Genomic DNA, 17,318 nt, shown 5'->3' with positions numbered 1-17,318 from the left:
AGCTGGGGGACGCTCGGCTACACCGACGCCTCGGAGATGGGGACCTGCAACCCGGGCGTCCTGTTCCCGATGGTCTGCCTCGACGGCACCGACATCAAGGGGGAGGTAGCACCAACGGCGACGAACACGCCTGTCCCGCCCACGGCGACGAATACGCCTGTCCCGCCCACGGCGACGAATACGCCTGTCCCACCGACGGCAACGAATACGCCTGTCCCGCCCACGGCGACGAACACGCCTGTGCCGCCGACCGCAACCAACACACCTATCGCGCCGACTGCGACGAACACGCCTGTGCCGCCGACCGCAACCAACACACCTATCGCGCCGACTGCGACGAACACGCCTGTGCCGCCGACCGCAACCAACACACCTATCGCGCCGACTGCGACGAACACGCCCGTCCCACCGACACCGACCAAGACGGCCACACCCGGTGCAACCACGACGCCGGGGAAAGTTGAGGGGTGCACGCCAGGCTACTGGAAGACGCACCTCGGCGCATGGGTAGCCACCGGCTACATGCCCGGCAACTCCTTCGAGAGCGTCTTAGGCAGGAATGCGTTCCCCGGCGACCCAACGCTGTACGAGGTCCTGCGCAGCGGGGGAGGCGGAATCTACGCCCTCGGGCGGCAGGCCGTCGCGGCTCTTCTCAACGCTGCCCACCCGGACGTCGATTCCAAGCCTGATCTCGACACGGCCGCTGAAGTAATCGCAGCCTTCCAGGCCGGGTACGACAGCGGTGACATCGAGGAGACGAAGGAGATGTTCGAGGACTCGAACGACTCGTCCTGTCCTCTCGGCGGCCGCGCCTCGATGCTGTGGTCACACGGATCGAAGAAGAACATCCTGGAGTAATGCCAGCAGAAGGTGGTGTTGGGAGAAGGGCTCCGGTCATCTCGGAGCCCTTCCTTCTTAGAACCGCGAGAGGAGCGGCGCCGGAGATCATTCGTCGGCGGCGGGTGTTGTCTGCAAGACCGACACAAACCGCCCGAAGGCATCGTCCCAGCGCGCCTGCGCCCCGGGCTCATACGTCTCGGTAGGGAAAGAGCGGCGGACGAGCGCGCGCCCTTCGGCAAGCGACGACAGGCTGCCCAGCGCCATCAACTGCACGAGGACGTTGCCGATTGCCGTCGCCTCAACCGGGCCGCCGATCACGGTCTTTCCCGTCGCGTCGGCAGTGAACCGGCACAGAAGAGCGTTCCGGCAACCACCGCCCACGACGTGGACCACATCGACGGCACGTCCGCGTATCCGTTCGATGCGCTCGATGACCCAACGGTACTTGAGAGCGAGGCTTTCCAGCGCGCAACGCACAATATCGCCCTTTTCCTCAGGCACCTCCTGCCCCGTCCGCCGGCAGAACGTGGCGATTGCCGACGGCATGTCGGACGGACTGAGAAAAGCGCCGTCGTCGGGGTCGATGAACGAGCGGAAGGGCCGCGCGCGCCCGGCGAGGGCGGTCAGGTCATCGTAGGAAAGGGCGTCGCCTTCCTCAGCCCAGCGCCGGCGGCACTCCTGCAAGAGCCACATGCCGCTCACGTTCTTCAGGAAGCGGAAGCCGCCGATTCCTCCCTCATTGGTAAAGTTGTTCGCCAGCGCCTTCGGCGTGACGATGGGCTCCGGCTCCTCCACGCCGACAAGCGACCACGTCCCCGAGCTTATGTAGGCGAAATCGTTGCCCGTGGCGGGCACGGCGGCGACGGCGGAACCGGTATCGTGGCAGGCAGGGGCGATGAGCGGCACGCCGCCGAGCGCCTCGCCCGCGGCCTCGGGGAGCAGCGGGCCGAGCACGGTGGCCGGCGGCACGATCTCGGGCAGGAAATGCGTGGGGATGCCCAGCTTTTCGAGGAGCGGCGTCGCCCAGGCGCGGGCGCGCGGGTCGTAGAACTGGGTGGTCGTGGCGTTGGTGAACTCGCAGAGGGCGCGGCCGCTGAGCCAGAAGTTGAAGAGGTCGGGAATGGTGAGAAACGTTGTGGCCCGCTCCAGCAGCGGCGAGCGGTCCAGCACCATGGAGTAGAGCTGGTAGAGGGTGTTGATGGGCAGGAACTGCACGCCCGTCCGCTCGAATATCTCCTCGCGGGTGACGCGCTCGAGCGCTTTCTCCATCACGCCTGCGGTGCGGCTGTCGCGATAGTGAAACGGCAGCCCGAGCAGCTCGCCGCGCCCGTCGAGAAGGGCGAAATCGACGCCCCAGGTGTCGACGCCGACGGAAGCGGGCGGGCCATGGTCGCGGACTGCGAGTTCGAGGCCGCGCTTCATCTCGGCGAAGAGCCGGTGGACGTCCCAGTGGAGGCCGTCGGGGGCGCGCAGGGGGCCGTTGGGGAAGCGGTGCACCTCGGTCATCTGAAGCCGGTCGCCATCGAAGCGGCCGAGGATGGCGCGTCCGCTTTCGGCGCCAAGGTCGAAGGCCAGGGCGTTGGTGCTCGGTGTCATTTGCAGTTTAGAAGAAGCGGTTGGAGAGAGTGCGGAGCGACGTTGTGGGCGGGCGGGTGGGAAGACAGGACGTTTATGTTACAGCGACCACGTCCCACGCCGCCCATACACGGGCGCTTCACACAGCAAACTCGCGGCGGCAATACATATCGATAATTCCGCTCCGCTGCCGGATCCGTCGCCGTCGGGAATAGGTCTGGGCCTACCAGCTCCTGTACTCCTCGCTCATCTTCCGGTACTCGAGGAAGGGCTCATCGATCAGCTTCGCCGCAAGGATGATCTCGCACGACTCCTCGAGACAGGAGACCCACTGGAACGCCTCGTCGAGCGTCTGCCCGATGGAGAAGCAGCCGTGGCCGCGTAACATGACGATCTTGTACTGCCGCAGCGCCGCCGGCAGCTTTTCGACCATTTCCGCGGACCCGGAGGCGAATTCAGCCGCGACAACCGGTACCTTGTGCAGCAGGTACGACCCCTCGTTGTCGATGGGGACGATCTCCTCACGGGAGAGGGAAAGGGCGATCGCCGCGCGCGGGTGCGCATGGACGACGGCGAGCGCCGGGGTCGCGAGATATATGGCGCGGTGCACCACGAGCTCCGTGGAGGCGAGCATGACACCGCTATCGGGCTTCGCGAGTCGCGTTTCGACGAGGTCCTCTTCGGTCAGCCGGCCGAGCATGGCGCCACGGCGCTTGATGATGATGCGGTCGCCGAAGCGGACGCTCAGATTGCCCCCGTGCGACGAGACGAGCCCCGCGACGTAGAGGTCGCGGCCTATCTCCTGGAAGCTGCGCAACACCTGCTCGTCGATCATTTCGCAACTCCCGGAATCTGCTCAAGAAGCCGCTCGATGCCCAGTTCCGCCAGCTTCTCGCGCCCCGGCACACCGTCCACGTCCCAGCCACGCGTGGCGTAGTACTCGTCGAGCATCTCCGGCAGACGCGACACCCAGCCTTTGCTCGGCCCGGCCGCTATTGGGTCGTCGAGCATGCGACGCGGCAGCGTGTCGTCGGCGCGGGTGAACCCCTCCCGCAGATTGTATAGCCGCTCGAGGTTCCATATCCGCTCGCCGGCGCGAATAAGGTCGCCGGTGGAGAACGAGACACCCGTAACGGCGCTGAGGGCGCGGGCGAAGTACTCCTCGGCGACGGCCATGTTGGTGAACTTGCAGACGATAAGGGAATCGATGGCGGCCGCCGAGTCCTGATGGAGCATGACCATCGGGGCTTTGCCCTGCGCCTGGAGCCGGTGGACGAGCTTAGGCAGTCCCAGCACCTCCGGCCCGAGCATGTTGCCGCGCATGTGGCAGGCGCCGCGGTTCGAAGTGGCGAACAGCAACCCCTGGCCCTGCATAGCGCGCGGGTCGTACGCGGGCATCTCCATGCCTTTCACCGACATCGAGTATTGAGGAGCCTCGCGCTTCTCGGCGAAGCGACGGCTGCCCTCAGCCAGCTCATCGCCGAGTCCGGCGCGATGGGCGATGTCGCGCAGGAGCGGCTTAAGCAGATCGGCCCGCCCGAACCGCAGCTCGGAGTCGATGACGCGGCGCTCCGCCATCTCCATCGCGCAGGCGATGGTCGCGCCGGCAGAAATAGTATCGAGGCCGAGATCATTGCAGAGGTAATTGGCCTCGGTGATTGCCTCGAGGTCGTCGATGCCGCAGGCGGCCCCAAGCGCCCACACGGTCTCGTATTCGGGGCCCTCGCCTTGGGCGTGAGCGGTGCGCGTGACGCGGCCGCAGGCGATTGGACAGGACCAGCAAGCGCTCTTCCTGACGAGGATGCTTTCCGCGATGGTCTCGCCGGAGATGCGTTCGGCGCCCTCGAACTGCGACTCCTGGAAATTACGCGTCGGCAGCGCGCCTATGGCGTTCACGACGTTGACCACGCCCGCTGTCCCGAACTGGGGCAGGCCCTGGGAAGTGAGCGGGCTTGCTGTGAGATGCTTGCTCGCTTCGTAGCGCACGAAGCGCAGGCGCTCGCGGTCGGCGACTTCGACCCTCGCGTCGCCTTCGACTGCGATCGCCTTAAGGTTCTTGGAGCCCATGACGGCGCCGACGCCGCCCCGGCCAAGGGCGCGGGTGCAGTCGCTGATGGCGGAGGCGAAGCGGACCAGGTTCTCGCCCGCGGGGCCGATGCAGAGGACGCTGCGCCTGGTGCTCTGCCCCAGCGCCTGAGCCGTCTCGGGAACCGTCTTGCCCCAAAGGTGCGAAGCATCATCAATGGAGATGCCCCCCGCGGTGATCTCAAGAGAAACGGGATGGCTGGCGCGGCCCCTGACGATAAGGGCATCGAAGCCGGCGCGCTTGAAGCGCATGCCCCAGAAGCCGCCGCAGTTCGCGTCGAGAATGGTGCCCGTGAGCGGCGACTTCGTGGTGGTGGAGAAGCGGCTCGTTGTCTGGAAAGCGGTGCCAGTGAGGGGGCCGGTGCAGATGACGAGGGCGTTTTCCGGCGAAAGCGGGTCGACGCCGGGCCCGACGAGGTCCCACAGGTAGCGGGCGCCCAGGCCGCGGCCGCCGATGAAGAGGCGGGCCGCGTCAGCATCGAGCGGGACGACACGTGTCTCGCCCGCTGTCAGATCGACATCGAGGACCTTTCCCATCCAGCCGTTCACGCGAACCTCATTTCAGCAAAGCACACCGGGCGAATTCATTCTGCCACAAAGGGCAGATACGGTCTTCAGCCGTCGCGTCAGCGCCGGTCAAGCGCGTTCGGCGGCGATGCGCTGCTCGTAGCCGCTTTCCCGGAGGGCGACGACCGGGTCGGGGTGCAGGCCCATCTCGACGCGGACCTGCGCCAGCAGAGGGCGCACATCGGTCTGGAAGGCGTCGGTGAGGACTCGGTGGGCGCCCAGGACATCGCCGGCGGCCTGGCGCTGAGCCAACAGCGCGCGGTCGACGATGAGGGCGCGCGCCGCCGCCGACTGGACATTGACTACGGACTGCACCATCGCCTCAATCTTAGGCTCGATGTTGTGGCTCTGGTCGATCATGTAAGCGATGTCGGCGTCGCTGCCCGAGTCGTAGATCTCGTGGAATATGAGGAAGAGCTCGAACGGGTCGATAGAGCCGACAATGAGGTCGTCGTCCGCGTACTTGCGGGCGTTGAAGTGGAAGCCGCCCAGCTTGCCCTGGTCGAGCAAGAAGCCGACGATCTGCTCGACGTTCGTCCCCCGGGCGTGATGGCCGGTGTCGACGAGCACCTGCGCCTGTGGCCCCAGCTCCTGCGACAGCCAGAAGGCGGTGCCCCAGTCCGGAATGTCGGTGTGATAGAAGGCGGGCTCGAAGAACTTGTACTCGATGAGCAGGCGCACGCCGGCGGGCATGGCGTCGTACACCGTTCGCAGCGACTCCAGCAGGCGGTGGCGCCGCTCGCGCAGCGAGTCCTGCCCCGGGTAATTCGTGCCGTCGGCGAGCCAGAGGCTGATAACACGGGAGCCAGTCGCTCTGGCGATCTCGATGCACTCGAGGACGTGATCGACGGCGCGACGGCGAATAGCGGGGTCCGGGTGACAGAGACTGCCCAGGCGGTAGGAGTCCTCCTGAAAGAGGTTGGGATTGATAGCGCCGATCTGGAGGCCGAGTGATTCAGCGTACTGTCGCAGGGCGGCCCAGTCATCGGTCATGTCCCAGGGGATGTGCAGGGCGACGGACGGGCAGACGCCGGTGAGGCGGTGGACGACGGCGGCGTCGGCTAGCTTCTCGCGCACGTCGCGGGCGGCGCCCGGCCAGTGGAAGACTTTGAAGCGGGTGCCGCTGTCACCGTAGCCCCAGGAAGGCGTCTCAATCCGCTGCGACTTGAGCGCGCGCTTCACTGCGCCGACATCGATGCCCTTTTCGGCCAGGCCAGCGGCCAGCGCCTCGTACGCTATTGAGTGATCCGCCATGTTCTCCTCCCACACGCTGAGGGCGCCGCTTCTCGGGATGTGCGGTCGCGCTCGAGCGGCGTCTATCGTGCGCGCGCCGCCACGTCGAGCCGCCGACCGCCGTCGATCACAAGGGCAACGCTCTCGCCCTCGACAACGACGTCGCTTATCGCGGCGCGCGCCCCCTCCGCCATCCCCACACCCTGAAGCACGTCACCCACGCCCTCTACGACCACCTCACACCAGCCGCCGGGCGTAGCCGGCAGCGCCAACTCCGCCACGACGCCGGACGGCACGCCGCACGAAAGCCGCAACTCCTTGCCCTCCCGCCGCCAGTCGACCCGGATATCGCCGTGGACCGTCGGATAGACGCCGCGCGCCCAATCGAGGTCGACCGGCTGCGGGGCGATCCGCACACGCTGGAATCCGGGCGCGGCCGCCGACACGCCGAGAACTTCCGTCGAGAGATCGAACGTGGGCGTCGTCGACCAGCCGTGGCACTGGCTCACGTGCGGGTGCCAGACCTCCCAGATCGTCGTCGCGCCGGCGGCGAGCATCGCTCCCCAGCGCCTGCGGATGTTCGCCAGCAGGTCGCCGTAGCGGCCGGCGAGGGCAAGGGCGCGGTGCAGGTGATGCGAGAAGTACGGCTGGGCGGCCACCACGTTCCGTTCCTCGTCGAAGGGAGGGGCGGACGCGTCGGGCGCGGAAAGCATGCCCGTAGAAGTGACCACGAGGCGCGATTCGTCCAGGATTGCGTTGAAGATGCGGTCCCAGCGCTCGGCGGGAGCAATACCGTAGGCGATGCAGGCGGCATTCGACTGCTGGCTGACGCGGCGGCTCTGCCTGCCGTCGATGCAGGCGTCGACGTAAACGCCGCGTTCCTCGTCCCACAGCCGCGCGTTCACGGCAACGCGCACACGCTCGGCGCGTTCGGCGCACTGCGCGGCGACGCGCGGCATCTCCAGCTTCTGCGCCAGGCTTTCGATTACGCGCAGCAGCCGGTAATAGAGGGCGTTGTACGCTGTCCCCTCGCCGCGGCGGTCCACCTCCGCCCAGTCTACGAAGTTCCACTCCGGCACGTTGTTGAGCAGGCCGCGCTCATCGGTGTGGCGGTGGAACCAGTCGGTCAGCCGGAGCACGGCGGGGAACAGCTCGAGCGCGATATCGAGGTCGCCGGTGTACTCGACATAGCGGTCGATGGTTAGGGCCCAGCAGATGCCCCAGTCGGGGATGGAGACGATGGAGCGGGCTGCAAGGTCGCCGGGGGCGGCCATCGCGACCATGCCGTCGGAGCGCTGGCTCTGGGCGCCCTGTCGCAACGCCTGGGCGACAAGCGCCGTATCGCCGAAAGCGACGAAGTTGACCAGCGCCTCGACGTAGAGATCGCCCAGCCACTGCCGCTGCTCCCGCGAGGGGCAGTCTTCGTAGCCGTCGTGCATGCAGCGGCGCAACGTCTTCGCGCCCGCCTTCCAGATATCGTTCAGGAGCGGGTCGGAGCACTCGAACGAGCCCCGCTCCTCCACGGGGTACATCGTCTCGTTGAGGGAGACGCGGTGCAGCTTAACCGGCCCCTGCGGGTTGCGGACGGTGAGCTGGAGGTAGCGGAAGCCGGCCCACTCGAACTTCTCCCAGCTCTGGCGGCCGTCGCGGGCGACGTAGCGGTGGACAGTGGGCGACGTGATGGGTCCGCGCTGCGGCAGCTCGGGGCGGCCGTCCCGCAGGCGCTCGGAGTAAGCGATGTCGATGACGGCGCCATCCGGGGCCGTAAGGTCGAGGCGCGGGTAGCCGGTGACGGTGTCGCCGAAATCGAGGACGATGGCGGCGCCCTTTTCGCCGTCCGGCGCAACGACCGCCTCGCCGCCCGACGGCAGCGCCTCAGCCCCCCGGATCCGGCCTTCGCGCGCCGGGGCAATCGATTCCTTTTCCGCCTGCTCGAACGGATCGGCGGCGTCGCGGGCTGGCGCCACCTCGCCGGTGCCGGCGACCGATTCGGGCAGCCGCTCCTCCTCGCTGAGAAAGGGGATGCCGCGCGGCGCCATGACGGGGAACGGCCGCGTGGGCGTCGCCAGGTTGAGGGCGGGGAACTCGGGCGCGACGGCTTTGGTCCAGCCGCCGTCGTCGAAGTCTGTTTCCGTCCAGCCGCCGGGCGCCTTCCCGGCGTCGAACACCTCCATGTAGCCGACGGGGCCGTACATGGTCTGCTGCTCCCAGGCGTCGGCCTTCTGAACGAGCCACGCATCGTCGGAATCGATCTCGATCCTCTTACCGTCTTCTGTGAGGACATCGGCCTGGAAGAAGAGGGAAGCGCAGCCGAAGGCGGCGAGATGGTGCAGCGGCGGGAGCTGGTACCACGACATGTCGCGCCCGTACGAGTGCAGCAGGAGAGCGACGACGTTCGGGCCCTTGCGAAGGTAGGGAGCGATGTCGCGGGCGTCGTAGCTCTGGAACGCAGGGTCGCAGCGAGCGGGGCCGCGCCCGACGAAGACGCCGTTAACGTAGAGATGATAACGGCCGTCGGCGGAGACGTGGGCGACGGCTTCTGCAGCGTCCGAAGGCAGGTCGAAGCGGCGGCGGAAGTACCAGAAGCCGTTGCGCTGCTCCGACAGGTCAGGCCGGCGGGAATAAAAGTAGGCCTCCGCCACGGCGGCGGGTCCGGCGGCGAGCCGCGGCGGCGTTATCCAATTCGCCCTGCGCGTAAAACGCTCGTCCAATTCGTTACCTCCAGTTGCTCCGTTCCTGTGAAGAGAGAACCTGGTCCCGCTAGAGGATAAAGCCTGAGGGCGGACAGCGTCCAGCAGAATCGGAGAGTGGGCACCACCGCCTCCGTCGCCCGGGTTCGATTGCCCTTAGCTCGTCGCGGCGCGGCACAGCCTCGATTTCCGCGATCGGAGCGTCCCGCATTCACGCGGTCGCATTCGAGGCGAAGAAGGCGTTTCTGTCGCGCCGCCGCAAGCCGTACGCTCGGGCCGAGTTTGCGATGAAACAGCAACGGCTGCGGGTGCTTCTCTTAGCAAGTCTGAACGGCAACCGCCTTAACGTTAAATTATCCTCTGCTTTCCGCCAGGCATCTGGGATGCACAGTGACCGGGCGATCGTGTGGGGACGGAGGTGACGGTGACGAAGGAGAGCTCGCAGGCCGAGAGGGCGCCGACCCTCCGTTCACGAAAAGGGGTAGGAGATGAACAAGGAAAGACATCCCCGAATCGTTTCCAGGATAGCTGAGCTAGGCCGGAGTCGGCTTGGCATGAGCCTTGGTCTCATGGCGGTCGCCGCACTGGCGGTCCTGGCCGCTTCCGTCTACACGTCCGGGTTGCAGGCCGCCAGCGTGACGCCCGTTATTATGGAAGGCAACGTTTTCTGCGAGGACTTCGGCCTGCTGGAGGCCGTTCGGCCTGACCCTCCAAACACTCAGTCCTACGACTTCTTCGACATCGACGGGAACCCCCAGAGCATCACTGTGACCACGGACGGCGTCTCGTTCGACTGGACTTCGACGCTGGGCATCGACAAGGTCATCGTGAAAGGCGGCCCAGACTCGAACATATACACGTATGACCCACCGGAGGAGTCGTTCGGCGACGCCAATCTCACCGCGCCGGCCAACTGCGGCGTCGGCGACAACCCGTGCGGCCTCAGTCACATCAGCTTCTGCTATGACAAAGAAGACACGCCGACGCCGACTATGACCAGTACTCCAACATCAACCGCCACCAACACGCCGACGGCGACGAACACGCCGACCGCAACCGCAACCAACACGCCGACAGTGACCGAGACGCCGGAGACACCGACGGCAACCCCGGAGGCGACGGAGGTCGGGCCGACGAACACGCCGACACCCACAAGCACAACGCCGCCGACCTCCACGCCAACCGCGACGCCCACCGCCACACCTCTCGCGCAGGTGCTGCCGGTGATAATCGCTCCCACACCGCGGCCCGTGGGCGTTCTTCCGAGCGCGGGAACAGGCAGTGAGAGCGCTTCACAGCCCGACGTGGCGATACTGGGCACGGCTCTGGCTGTGGCCCTCGCTGCCGGTGGGCTTCTGTTCGCCGGGAGAAGAGTGAACCGCAAGAGCTAAGACCAGGCGGCTGGAACCGCCGGACGATGAGATGAGAGGCCTCGAGATGATCTTGGGGCTTCTCTCTTCATCGCTTCGTCCGCAGGTTGAGGAGGCTTTGTCAAGCGCGTTGCAGAAATTCCCCGCGGCGTTCGCGCTCGTCGGAATTGGCCGCCTCCTTCTTCCACAACGCATGCCGCGGACTGCGATTAGAGCGAACCTGCTGCATTGGGGACGTGCCCCACTGATGCCGGCGCCCGACGGGCCGCCGCGAAGTCAGAAAGAGCGCTCCGTGCTAAGATGCAGTCGACGCCGCGCCCGGCGACACGAGAGGTCGAACGCGCCTGCCCTCGACGTGACATCCGGGAGGGCCGGAGAAAGCGTTAAGGCGACGGGTCCATGCGTCGGACAAGGTCTGAGACGTCCGGCAATGATCCCGTCGGCTGGCGAAGGAGGGAAGCGACACATGAGGCAGCAACGCCAAGCGTTCGAGTACCGGGTGACGGCGAAGAACGACGTGCCCGACTCGTGGAACCCTATTCACCGCGACGACTACGCGCGCTCGCTGGGCTACCCGGGCGGCCTGGTCGCCGGCGTTACCCTCTACGCCTTCGCGGCCGATGCCGCCATCCGCGCTCTCGGCGCCGACTGGCTAGAGAGGGGTTACGGCGCGATCGAGTTCCGGCGTCCGGTCTTCGACGGCGAAGAACTGGCCATCCGCGCGGAGCCGGTCGGCGAGGCGGACTGGCGGATCACGCTGTCGCGCGACGGGCTACGGGCAGAGGCGCTGGCCGGGCCCTATCGCGAGGAGATCAGGGTCGACGACCTCGAGCGCGACGACACGGTGGAGCCACAGGTGCTCGTGAAGGACGCGGCGATGACCGGCGCGTTGCTCAAGAGGGCGGACGACCGTACGTATACAAGACCAGAACTGGAGCACTTCCTCGCTGCGGCGGGCCTGGAAGGAACACCGCTGGCGGCGGCGCTGCTATCGCGCGGGCTGGTCCCGCCCAGCGTCCTGGCCGCACTGCCCTTCACCCTGCTGTGGCGGAACTACCCCTACAGCGTCGTTATCCACACCGCGAGCGCCACGGAATGGGTCTCGCCGGCGCGGTTAGGCAGAACGCTGTACAGTTGGGGACGGGTCGAAGAGGCCCGCGAGCGGAAGGGACGCTTCTTCGTGACGCAACGGGTGCTGACCGTAGACAGCGAGGGAACGGTGGTCGCCCGAATGCTCCACACCGGCGCTTACGAGCCGTCGCGCTGACCTTTGAGGGTTACTGCGCCTCCTCCGCCAGGTCCTGCCGTATCTTGAGCAGCCGCATGATGTCGGAGCGCGAGATCAGGCCGACAAGGCGATCGCCCTCGACGACGGGCACCTGGTTCACGTCTTCCTCGCTCATGATCTGCACCACACGTCGCAGGTCTTCCTCGCGGGAAACGGCGTGCAAGCGGTCGAAAGCGGTCATCGTCTTCGAGACGGACGTCGTGGCCCACTCATCGCGCGGGACGCGCCGGACGTCCTCGAGGGTGACGAGTCCCAGGAGCTGCCCGTCGCGCTGGATGGGAAAGCAGCGGACGTTCCGGGGCAGGATGTAGCCGTCGACGAGCTGTTCGAGGGACGTATCAGGCGAGACGATCTCGCAATCGGTCCGCGCTGCCTGGCCCGCCGTCATGCCGGCGAGTGTGACCTGCGCCAGCGTCTGCTGGTAGCTGCCGAGGGAGGCACTGCGCAGGAAGAGGCCGATGACAAACAGCCATATGCCGCCGATGAGGTTGCCGAAGAGGAAGAAGATGACGCCCACCCCCATCAGCCCGTAGGAAAAGTACTCACCCACACGAGACGCTGTCCGCGTCGCGGCAAGCAGGTTCTTCTTTCGCCACCAGAGCAGGGAGCGGAAAACGCGCCCGCCGTCGAGGGGGAAGCCGGGCAACAGGTTGAACGCGGCGATCACGGCATTCAGCACCGCCAGATTGGCTGATATGCCCGCTACCCCACTATTCCAGAACTGGAGGACGGCCCAGCCGATGGCGAAGACAAGGCCCATGCCCAGGCTGGTGAGCGGACCGACGATGGCGATAACGAACTCGTCCTCGGCCGACTTCGGCTCTCCCTTCAGGTTGGAGACGCCGCCGAACAGAAAGAGAGTGATCCCCCGCACGTCGACGCCGCGGCCTCTGGCCACCCACGAATGGGCCAACTCATGCATGAGCAACGACGCGAAGAAAACGAGGCTGATGAACCCTCCCGCAACCCAGCGCTGCGTCGCCGTCCAATCGAATATGGTCAGGATCCCTTCCGCGAACGACCACGTTATGAGGAGGAAGATGATTACCCAGCTCCAGTGAACTGAGACATCGACGCCACCATACTTGCCGATTTTGAATGATCCCGGCATCGTTTTCCTCCAGTCCGATACCGCTGGAAGTCTCCTGTATGACCTCCTGATCTAATGGTATACCCCAGATCAAGGCCTGTCGAGGCGAATACGAAACGGGCGCAGAGACGCTGGACCGGCAGGGCGTGGGGAGCGTCGACTTCCGGCGGGCAATCACACGGCGGAAGTCGATGGAAGACGCCTGTGCGGCATCTCACCGGGGTCGGAGAGAAAGGGCGCCGAAGGGGGGAGCTATCCCCGCGCTGCTCGGCGCCTCACCGCTCCCTCGATCCGCTCGAGCGAGGGCGTAGCCTGCGGGCCGACGGCGTCGCCGCCCCCCCAGGCGCAGAGTCGCGTCCCGACTGAAATCAGGGCAAGGCCGAGCAGGCGCGCCGGTCGGAGCGCCGGGTGCGCGCGGGGCGGCAGCTCCCGTCGCACGCGGAGCGTCCGCTCCAGCATCCGCTCCTCGCGCTCCCGCAGCACTTCCTGTACGTAGAGATGCAGCCACATCCGTCCGGCCGCTCCTTATACGAATGGCACGACTTTCCTCGCCTCCCGGCCCTGCTCCCGTTTGCTTTCCGCCCGCACCTGATCGATTGCCTGCTTCAGCACGGCGACGCTCCCGCGGGCATCCTCCTCCCGCAGACGCCCGAAGGCGAGGCGCAGGTAGGAATGGTGACCGCCTTCCACGGAGAAGACGTCGCCGGGCAGAAAGGCGACTCCGCGCTCTGCGGCGACGCCCAGCACCCTGCGGGCGGGCAGCCCCTCGGTAAGGCGGCACCAGACGCAGAGTCCCCCCTGAGGAGGCGCAAGGTGGACAACGCCTTGTAGCTCGCGCGTCAGTTCGGAGATGAGGGCATCGCGGCGCCGGGCGAAGACGGGCCGCGCGCGGTCGAGGAACGCGTCGACGAGGCCGGTCTCGAGGGCGCGCAACGCCAGCCACTGGCTCAGAGTCGCCGTATGCAGATCGGCGATCTGCTTGAACAACAGAACGCGCTCGACTACCGGTTTCGGCGCCGCCAGCCAGCCGACCCGGAGTCCCGGCACAAGCATTTTCGAAAACGTGCCGATGTGAATGACGTGGTCGGCGGGCGTCAGGGAGGCCAGCGGCAGGGGGCGTTCCCCTCCGAAGTAGATCTCACTGAAGGCATCGTCTTCCACGACGGGGATCTGGTTGCGGCGGCTGAATTGCAGCAGTTGCCCGCGCCGCTCCGGCGACATGCTCGTTCCCGTGGGGTTGTTGAAGTTGGGGATCGTGAAGACGAGGATGGGGCAGCGGCGCGCAAACGCCTGCTGAAGGGCATCGATCCGCATGCCCTGGTCGTCAGATGGGATGGCGACGAGGCGCGGGCGCCGCTGGCGAAAGGCATGGATTGCGCCCGGGTATGTCGGAGACTCAATTGCCGCCTCGTCGTCAGACCCCAGGAACGCCCTCGCCACCAGGTCGAGCGCTTGTTGCGCCCCCGCTGTGATGACCACGTTTTCGGGATGGTAGCGCGCGCCCCGCTGGCGCAGCCGCTCCGCTATCGCCTCCCTTAGCGGCGGGAGCCCTTCCGTCGGCAGGTAGGCGAGCGCCCCGCTGCCCTGTGCGTCCAGCAGCTCCCTCAAGAGTCTCCCGACTTCGGCCAGCGGCACAAGCTCGGGGTCGAGCTCCGCCGAAACGAGACCGGCGCCGTCCGGCCTTCCCTCACCCGAGCGGATCTCCTGCCGCCAGGGAACCAGGTGCTGCCCCTCTTCGGCGAACAGTTGCTGCCATACGACCGGCCGGCTCAGTGGCTCGTCTTCCTCCGGGCAGCAGGCAACGGCCGTCCCGCGGCCCACCCTGCCGATCACGAGTCCATCCGCCGCCAGCTCGTCGTAAGCGTTCACAACCGTCGAGCGGTTGACGTCGAGCGCGCGGGCAAGGCTGCGCTCGGACGGGAGGCGGCTGCCGATGGGGATACTGCCGTCCAAAATGCGGGCGCGCAGGGCTTCGGCTATCTGACGGTAGAGTGGCACCGGAGAGCGCCGGTCGATGTCGAGGTCCAACTCCTTCGCTTCCTTGAATTGGATGGTTCCCGATTGCCGCTGTGCCAGCCATTCACAGCTTATCGGCGCGAGAGAAGGCTGTCAACAGCCAATTGGAGGTTCCAGAAGCCATCCATTCGGGAGTCGCCACGACAGGGCCGGATGGCAGCGCGCTACGGTGGTTTTTCGCGCCGCGTCCGCGGCTGAGAGAGACCAATCGAAAGAACCGCCGCTACGTTGCCGCCGTCCCGGTGCCCGTATCCAGCGCGAACGGCGGGTAAGGCTCGACGAGCGACGCCTGGTAGCCGAGAAGCCGCGCCTCCCAGCGCAGGACGCCCACCTGGAAGCCGAACAGCCCGTCGGGGTAGTTCTCCTGGATCAGCACCATGATGGCGGCGATGATCCAGATGATTCCGGAGATCAGGCCAAGGATCCCCAGCACAAAGGCGCTGGGGATTGCCAGGATGATCCGCAGGAGGGCGCTTCCGACCGTCGGCGTCCCCCCGGTCTGGATCTCCACGCGAACTATCTCTTCAGGCTTCTCGGTGGGAAACCGGTCGGTGACGAGGCCCAGGTAGGCATACAAAGCCATCACCCACCGGATCCAGCCGGTCATGCGGGGGCCGTCCTCCTGGAGGAATCGCTCCGCGCCTTTCTGCGAAATGAAAATCGCCGCCAGCGCCGGGAAGAGCAGGTACACCAGGCCCAGTATCCAGCCGAAGGCGCCGCCAAGAATCGACAGGATTATCAGGACGACGATGCGGAGAAAGACGTGGGGCCGCTCGAACTTCTCGGGGCGCGCTATGTCGAAGGAGACGGGGTAAACCGCCACATGCCACCTCCTTTTGGCGTGATCAGCAAACGTCTTCCGTTAGAGCGATGGTACGCGCAGCGACGCGCTCTGTCCATAGGCCAAACCCCAATTTCACCTCAGCGGCGGAGAAAGACTGGCGGCCTGCCTGAGCCGGCAGGCTGGGACGACGGGGCGCTCTTGCCGCTCGCTAGGCTGCCGCCTGCTCCAGCTCAATGCCTTCGTCGGAGAGCCTTTGCTCGTCGATGGGGACGCCGGCGCGTATGAGGCGCTCGGCAGGCGCCTGGTCGGTGATGCGGTTGACGCTGAGGGCGGCGCGCAGACGCCCGTTCACGACGTAGAACGCGCTGAACGAACGGGTCGCGGGATCGCCGCGAAAGACCACGCTGTCCCACCTGCTCGCAAAGCCGACGTACTGGAGACTCAGCTCGTACTGGTCGGACCAGAAGTAGGGGACGGGCGCGTACGCCTCCGCTGCGCCGAGCATGTTGCGGGCGACAGCGGCGCCCTGGTTCAGGGCATTGTCGTAGTGCTCGAGGCGAAGGCGCTCCCGCCATACCGGATGCCACCAGTTGGCGACGTCCCCGGCGGCGTAGACGTCCGGCAGGTTTGTCCGGCCCAGCTCGTCGGTCAGCACGCCGTTCTCAAGCGCGACGCCGGAGTCCTCGAGCCAGCCGACGGCCGAGGCCACGCCGACGCCTATGACGGCAATGTCACAGGAAATGACGTCGCCGGTGGTCGTAACGGCCGCCTCCAGCCGCCGCGCTCCACGGAACTCCGCCACGCCCATGCCGGTTCGCACGTCGACGCCGTGGTCGCGGTGGATGGCGGCGTATATCGACCCCATCTCCTCGCCGAGCGCGCGAACAAGCGGCACGGGCGCGATCTCTATCATCGTGACCTCACAGCCGAGGACACGGGCGGAGGCAGCGACCTCGGAGCCGATGAAGCCCGCGCCGACGACGAGGACGCGCGGTCGCTTTTGCAGCTCGTCGCCGAGGGCGTCGGCGTCGCGCAGGGTGCGCAGGTAGCGGACGCCCTCCAGCCCAATGCCCGGCACGTAGAGCCGCCGCAGGTCGGCCCCCGTCGCGATCAGCAGCCGGTCGTAGCGGACCAGCTCGCCCGACTCCAGCTCGACACGCCGCTCGCCGGGGTCGAGAGACACTGCCCTTTCGCCGAGGCGCAGGTCGATCTCGTGCTCGCGGTAGTATTGCGCGCCCTGCAGGAAAACGTGCTCCCGCGGCGACTCCCGCCGCAGATAGTCCTTGGAGAGCGGCGGACGCTCGTAAGGCGGGTCGGGTTCGGCGCCGACGAGGACGATGCGCCCATCGAAGCCCTCGCTGCGCAGCGTTTCGGCGGCGGTGCCTCCCGTCAGGTTCGCGCCGACGATGACGTACGTTGGTTTATCGTTCATCATGTCCCCCTTGGCCGGCGCGACACCCAGATCTGTCCGTCCTCGATCTTGACATCGTACACAGGCTCCGGCTCCCTGGCGGGAGGCTTCACGGCCTCGCCTGTCCTGATATCGAAGCCGCTGCGATGCCACGGGCAACGGACCATCTCGCCCTCGATCACGCCCTCGGAGAGATCGGCACCTCTGTGGGTGCAGACGGCGCCGAGCGCGTAGACCTCGCCGCGGAGCTTCGCCAGAACGATACGCTGCCCGTCCACCTCAACCCCCAGCAGACCTCCATCGTCAAGGTCTCCCTCGCTCGCGACGGCCTGGTGCTCTTGTTCAGGTTGCATCGTTCATCTCCTCCTT

The 17,318-nt window shown here is 66.7% G+C and carries 14 protein-coding genes; 3 read left to right on the top strand and 11 right to left on the bottom strand.

Translation table 11 applies throughout. The features are described from left to right. On the top strand, positions 1 to 858 hold an 858-nt coding region (locus tag QME71_09745), incomplete at its 5' end, for a hypothetical protein (GenBank protein ID MDI6858581.1). 87 nt (positions 859 to 945) lie between these two features. Here the strand turns inward: QME71_09745 and QME71_09740 are convergent. From QME71_09740 to QME71_09720, 5 genes are all read right to left on the bottom strand, one after another. Next, on the bottom strand, positions 946 to 2,436 hold the full coding sequence (locus QME71_09740; protein MDI6858580.1) for a rhamnulokinase family protein: 1,491 nt from the start codon (positions 2,434 to 2,436) through the stop codon (positions 946 to 948). Positions 2,437 to 2,638: 202 nt separating this feature from the next. Next, a complete protein-coding gene (locus QME71_09735) occupies positions 2,639 to 3,250 on the bottom strand; it encodes an aldolase (protein MDI6858579.1) in 612 nt (203 codons plus the stop codon). Then, on the bottom strand, positions 3,247 to 5,049 hold the full coding sequence (locus tag QME71_09730; protein MDI6858578.1) for an aldehyde ferredoxin oxidoreductase family protein: 1,803 nt from the start codon (positions 5,047 to 5,049) through the stop codon (positions 3,247 to 3,249). Before QME71_09730 ends, QME71_09735 begins: the two co-directional genes overlap by 4 nt. A gap of 87 nt (positions 5,050 to 5,136) precedes the next feature. Further along, a complete protein-coding gene (rhaI, locus tag QME71_09725) occupies positions 5,137 to 6,321 on the bottom strand; it encodes an L-rhamnose isomerase (GenBank protein ID MDI6858577.1) in 1,185 nt (394 codons plus the stop codon). 62 nt (positions 6,322 to 6,383) lie between these two features. Next, positions 6,384 to 9,011 (bottom strand): family 78 glycoside hydrolase catalytic domain, encoded by a 2,628-nt coding sequence (locus tag QME71_09720; protein ID MDI6858576.1) that lies wholly within the window; start codon positions 9,009 to 9,011, stop codon positions 6,384 to 6,386. A gap of 533 nt (positions 9,012 to 9,544) precedes the next feature. Between QME71_09720 and QME71_09715 the strand changes: the two genes are divergently transcribed. Both QME71_09715 and QME71_09710 read left to right on the top strand, forming a co-directional pair. Continuing rightward, complete coding sequence (locus tag QME71_09715) at positions 9,545 to 10,381, top strand: hypothetical protein (GenBank protein ID MDI6858575.1); 837 nt, start codon at positions 9,545 to 9,547, stop codon at positions 10,379 to 10,381. Between the two features lie 445 nt (positions 10,382 to 10,826). Further along, complete coding sequence (locus tag QME71_09710) at positions 10,827 to 11,627, top strand: MaoC/PaaZ C-terminal domain-containing protein (protein MDI6858574.1); 801 nt, start codon at positions 10,827 to 10,829, stop codon at positions 11,625 to 11,627. A gap of 10 nt (positions 11,628 to 11,637) precedes the next feature. Here the strand turns inward: QME71_09710 and QME71_09705 are convergent, their stop codons facing one another. The 6 genes from QME71_09705 to QME71_09680 all read right to left on the bottom strand — a co-directional run bounded on the left by QME71_09705 (position 11,638) and on the right by QME71_09680 (position 17,302). Further along, complete coding sequence (locus QME71_09705; GenBank protein ID MDI6858573.1) at positions 11,638 to 12,759, bottom strand: site-2 protease family protein; 1,122 nt, start codon at positions 12,757 to 12,759, stop codon at positions 11,638 to 11,640. Between the two features lie 231 nt (positions 12,760 to 12,990). Beyond that, positions 12,991 to 13,248, bottom strand: coding sequence for a hypothetical protein (locus QME71_09700; GenBank protein MDI6858572.1), 258 nt, complete (start codon positions 13,246 to 13,248; stop codon positions 12,991 to 12,993). A 15-nt stretch (positions 13,249 to 13,263) separates the two neighbouring features. Then, positions 13,264 to 14,766 (bottom strand): PLP-dependent aminotransferase family protein, encoded by a 1,503-nt coding sequence (locus QME71_09695; protein ID MDI6858571.1) that lies wholly within the window; start codon positions 14,764 to 14,766, stop codon positions 13,264 to 13,266. A 211-nt stretch (positions 14,767 to 14,977) separates the two neighbouring features. After that, on the bottom strand, positions 14,978 to 15,577 hold the full coding sequence (locus QME71_09690; GenBank protein ID MDI6858570.1) for a DUF4389 domain-containing protein: 600 nt from the start codon (positions 15,575 to 15,577) through the stop codon (positions 14,978 to 14,980). Between the two features lie 169 nt (positions 15,578 to 15,746). Beyond that, entirely contained in the window at positions 15,747 to 16,970 is a 1,224-nt protein-coding gene (locus QME71_09685) for an FAD-dependent oxidoreductase (protein MDI6858569.1), read from the bottom strand. After that, positions 16,970 to 17,302: a non-heme iron oxygenase ferredoxin subunit gene (locus tag QME71_09680; GenBank protein ID MDI6858568.1), complete on the bottom strand. Its 333-nt coding sequence runs from the start codon at positions 17,300 to 17,302 to the stop codon at positions 16,970 to 16,972. The genes QME71_09685 and QME71_09680 overlap by 1 nt, the downstream gene beginning before the upstream one ends. Positions 17,303 to 17,318: the final 16 nt, after the last annotated feature.

It is taken from the genome of Dehalococcoidia bacterium (assembly GCA_030018455.1).
GTDB lineage: Bacteria > Chloroflexota > Dehalococcoidia > DSTF01 > JALHUB01 > JASEFU01.
This window is presented reverse-complemented; position numbering and strand designations above follow the sequence as displayed.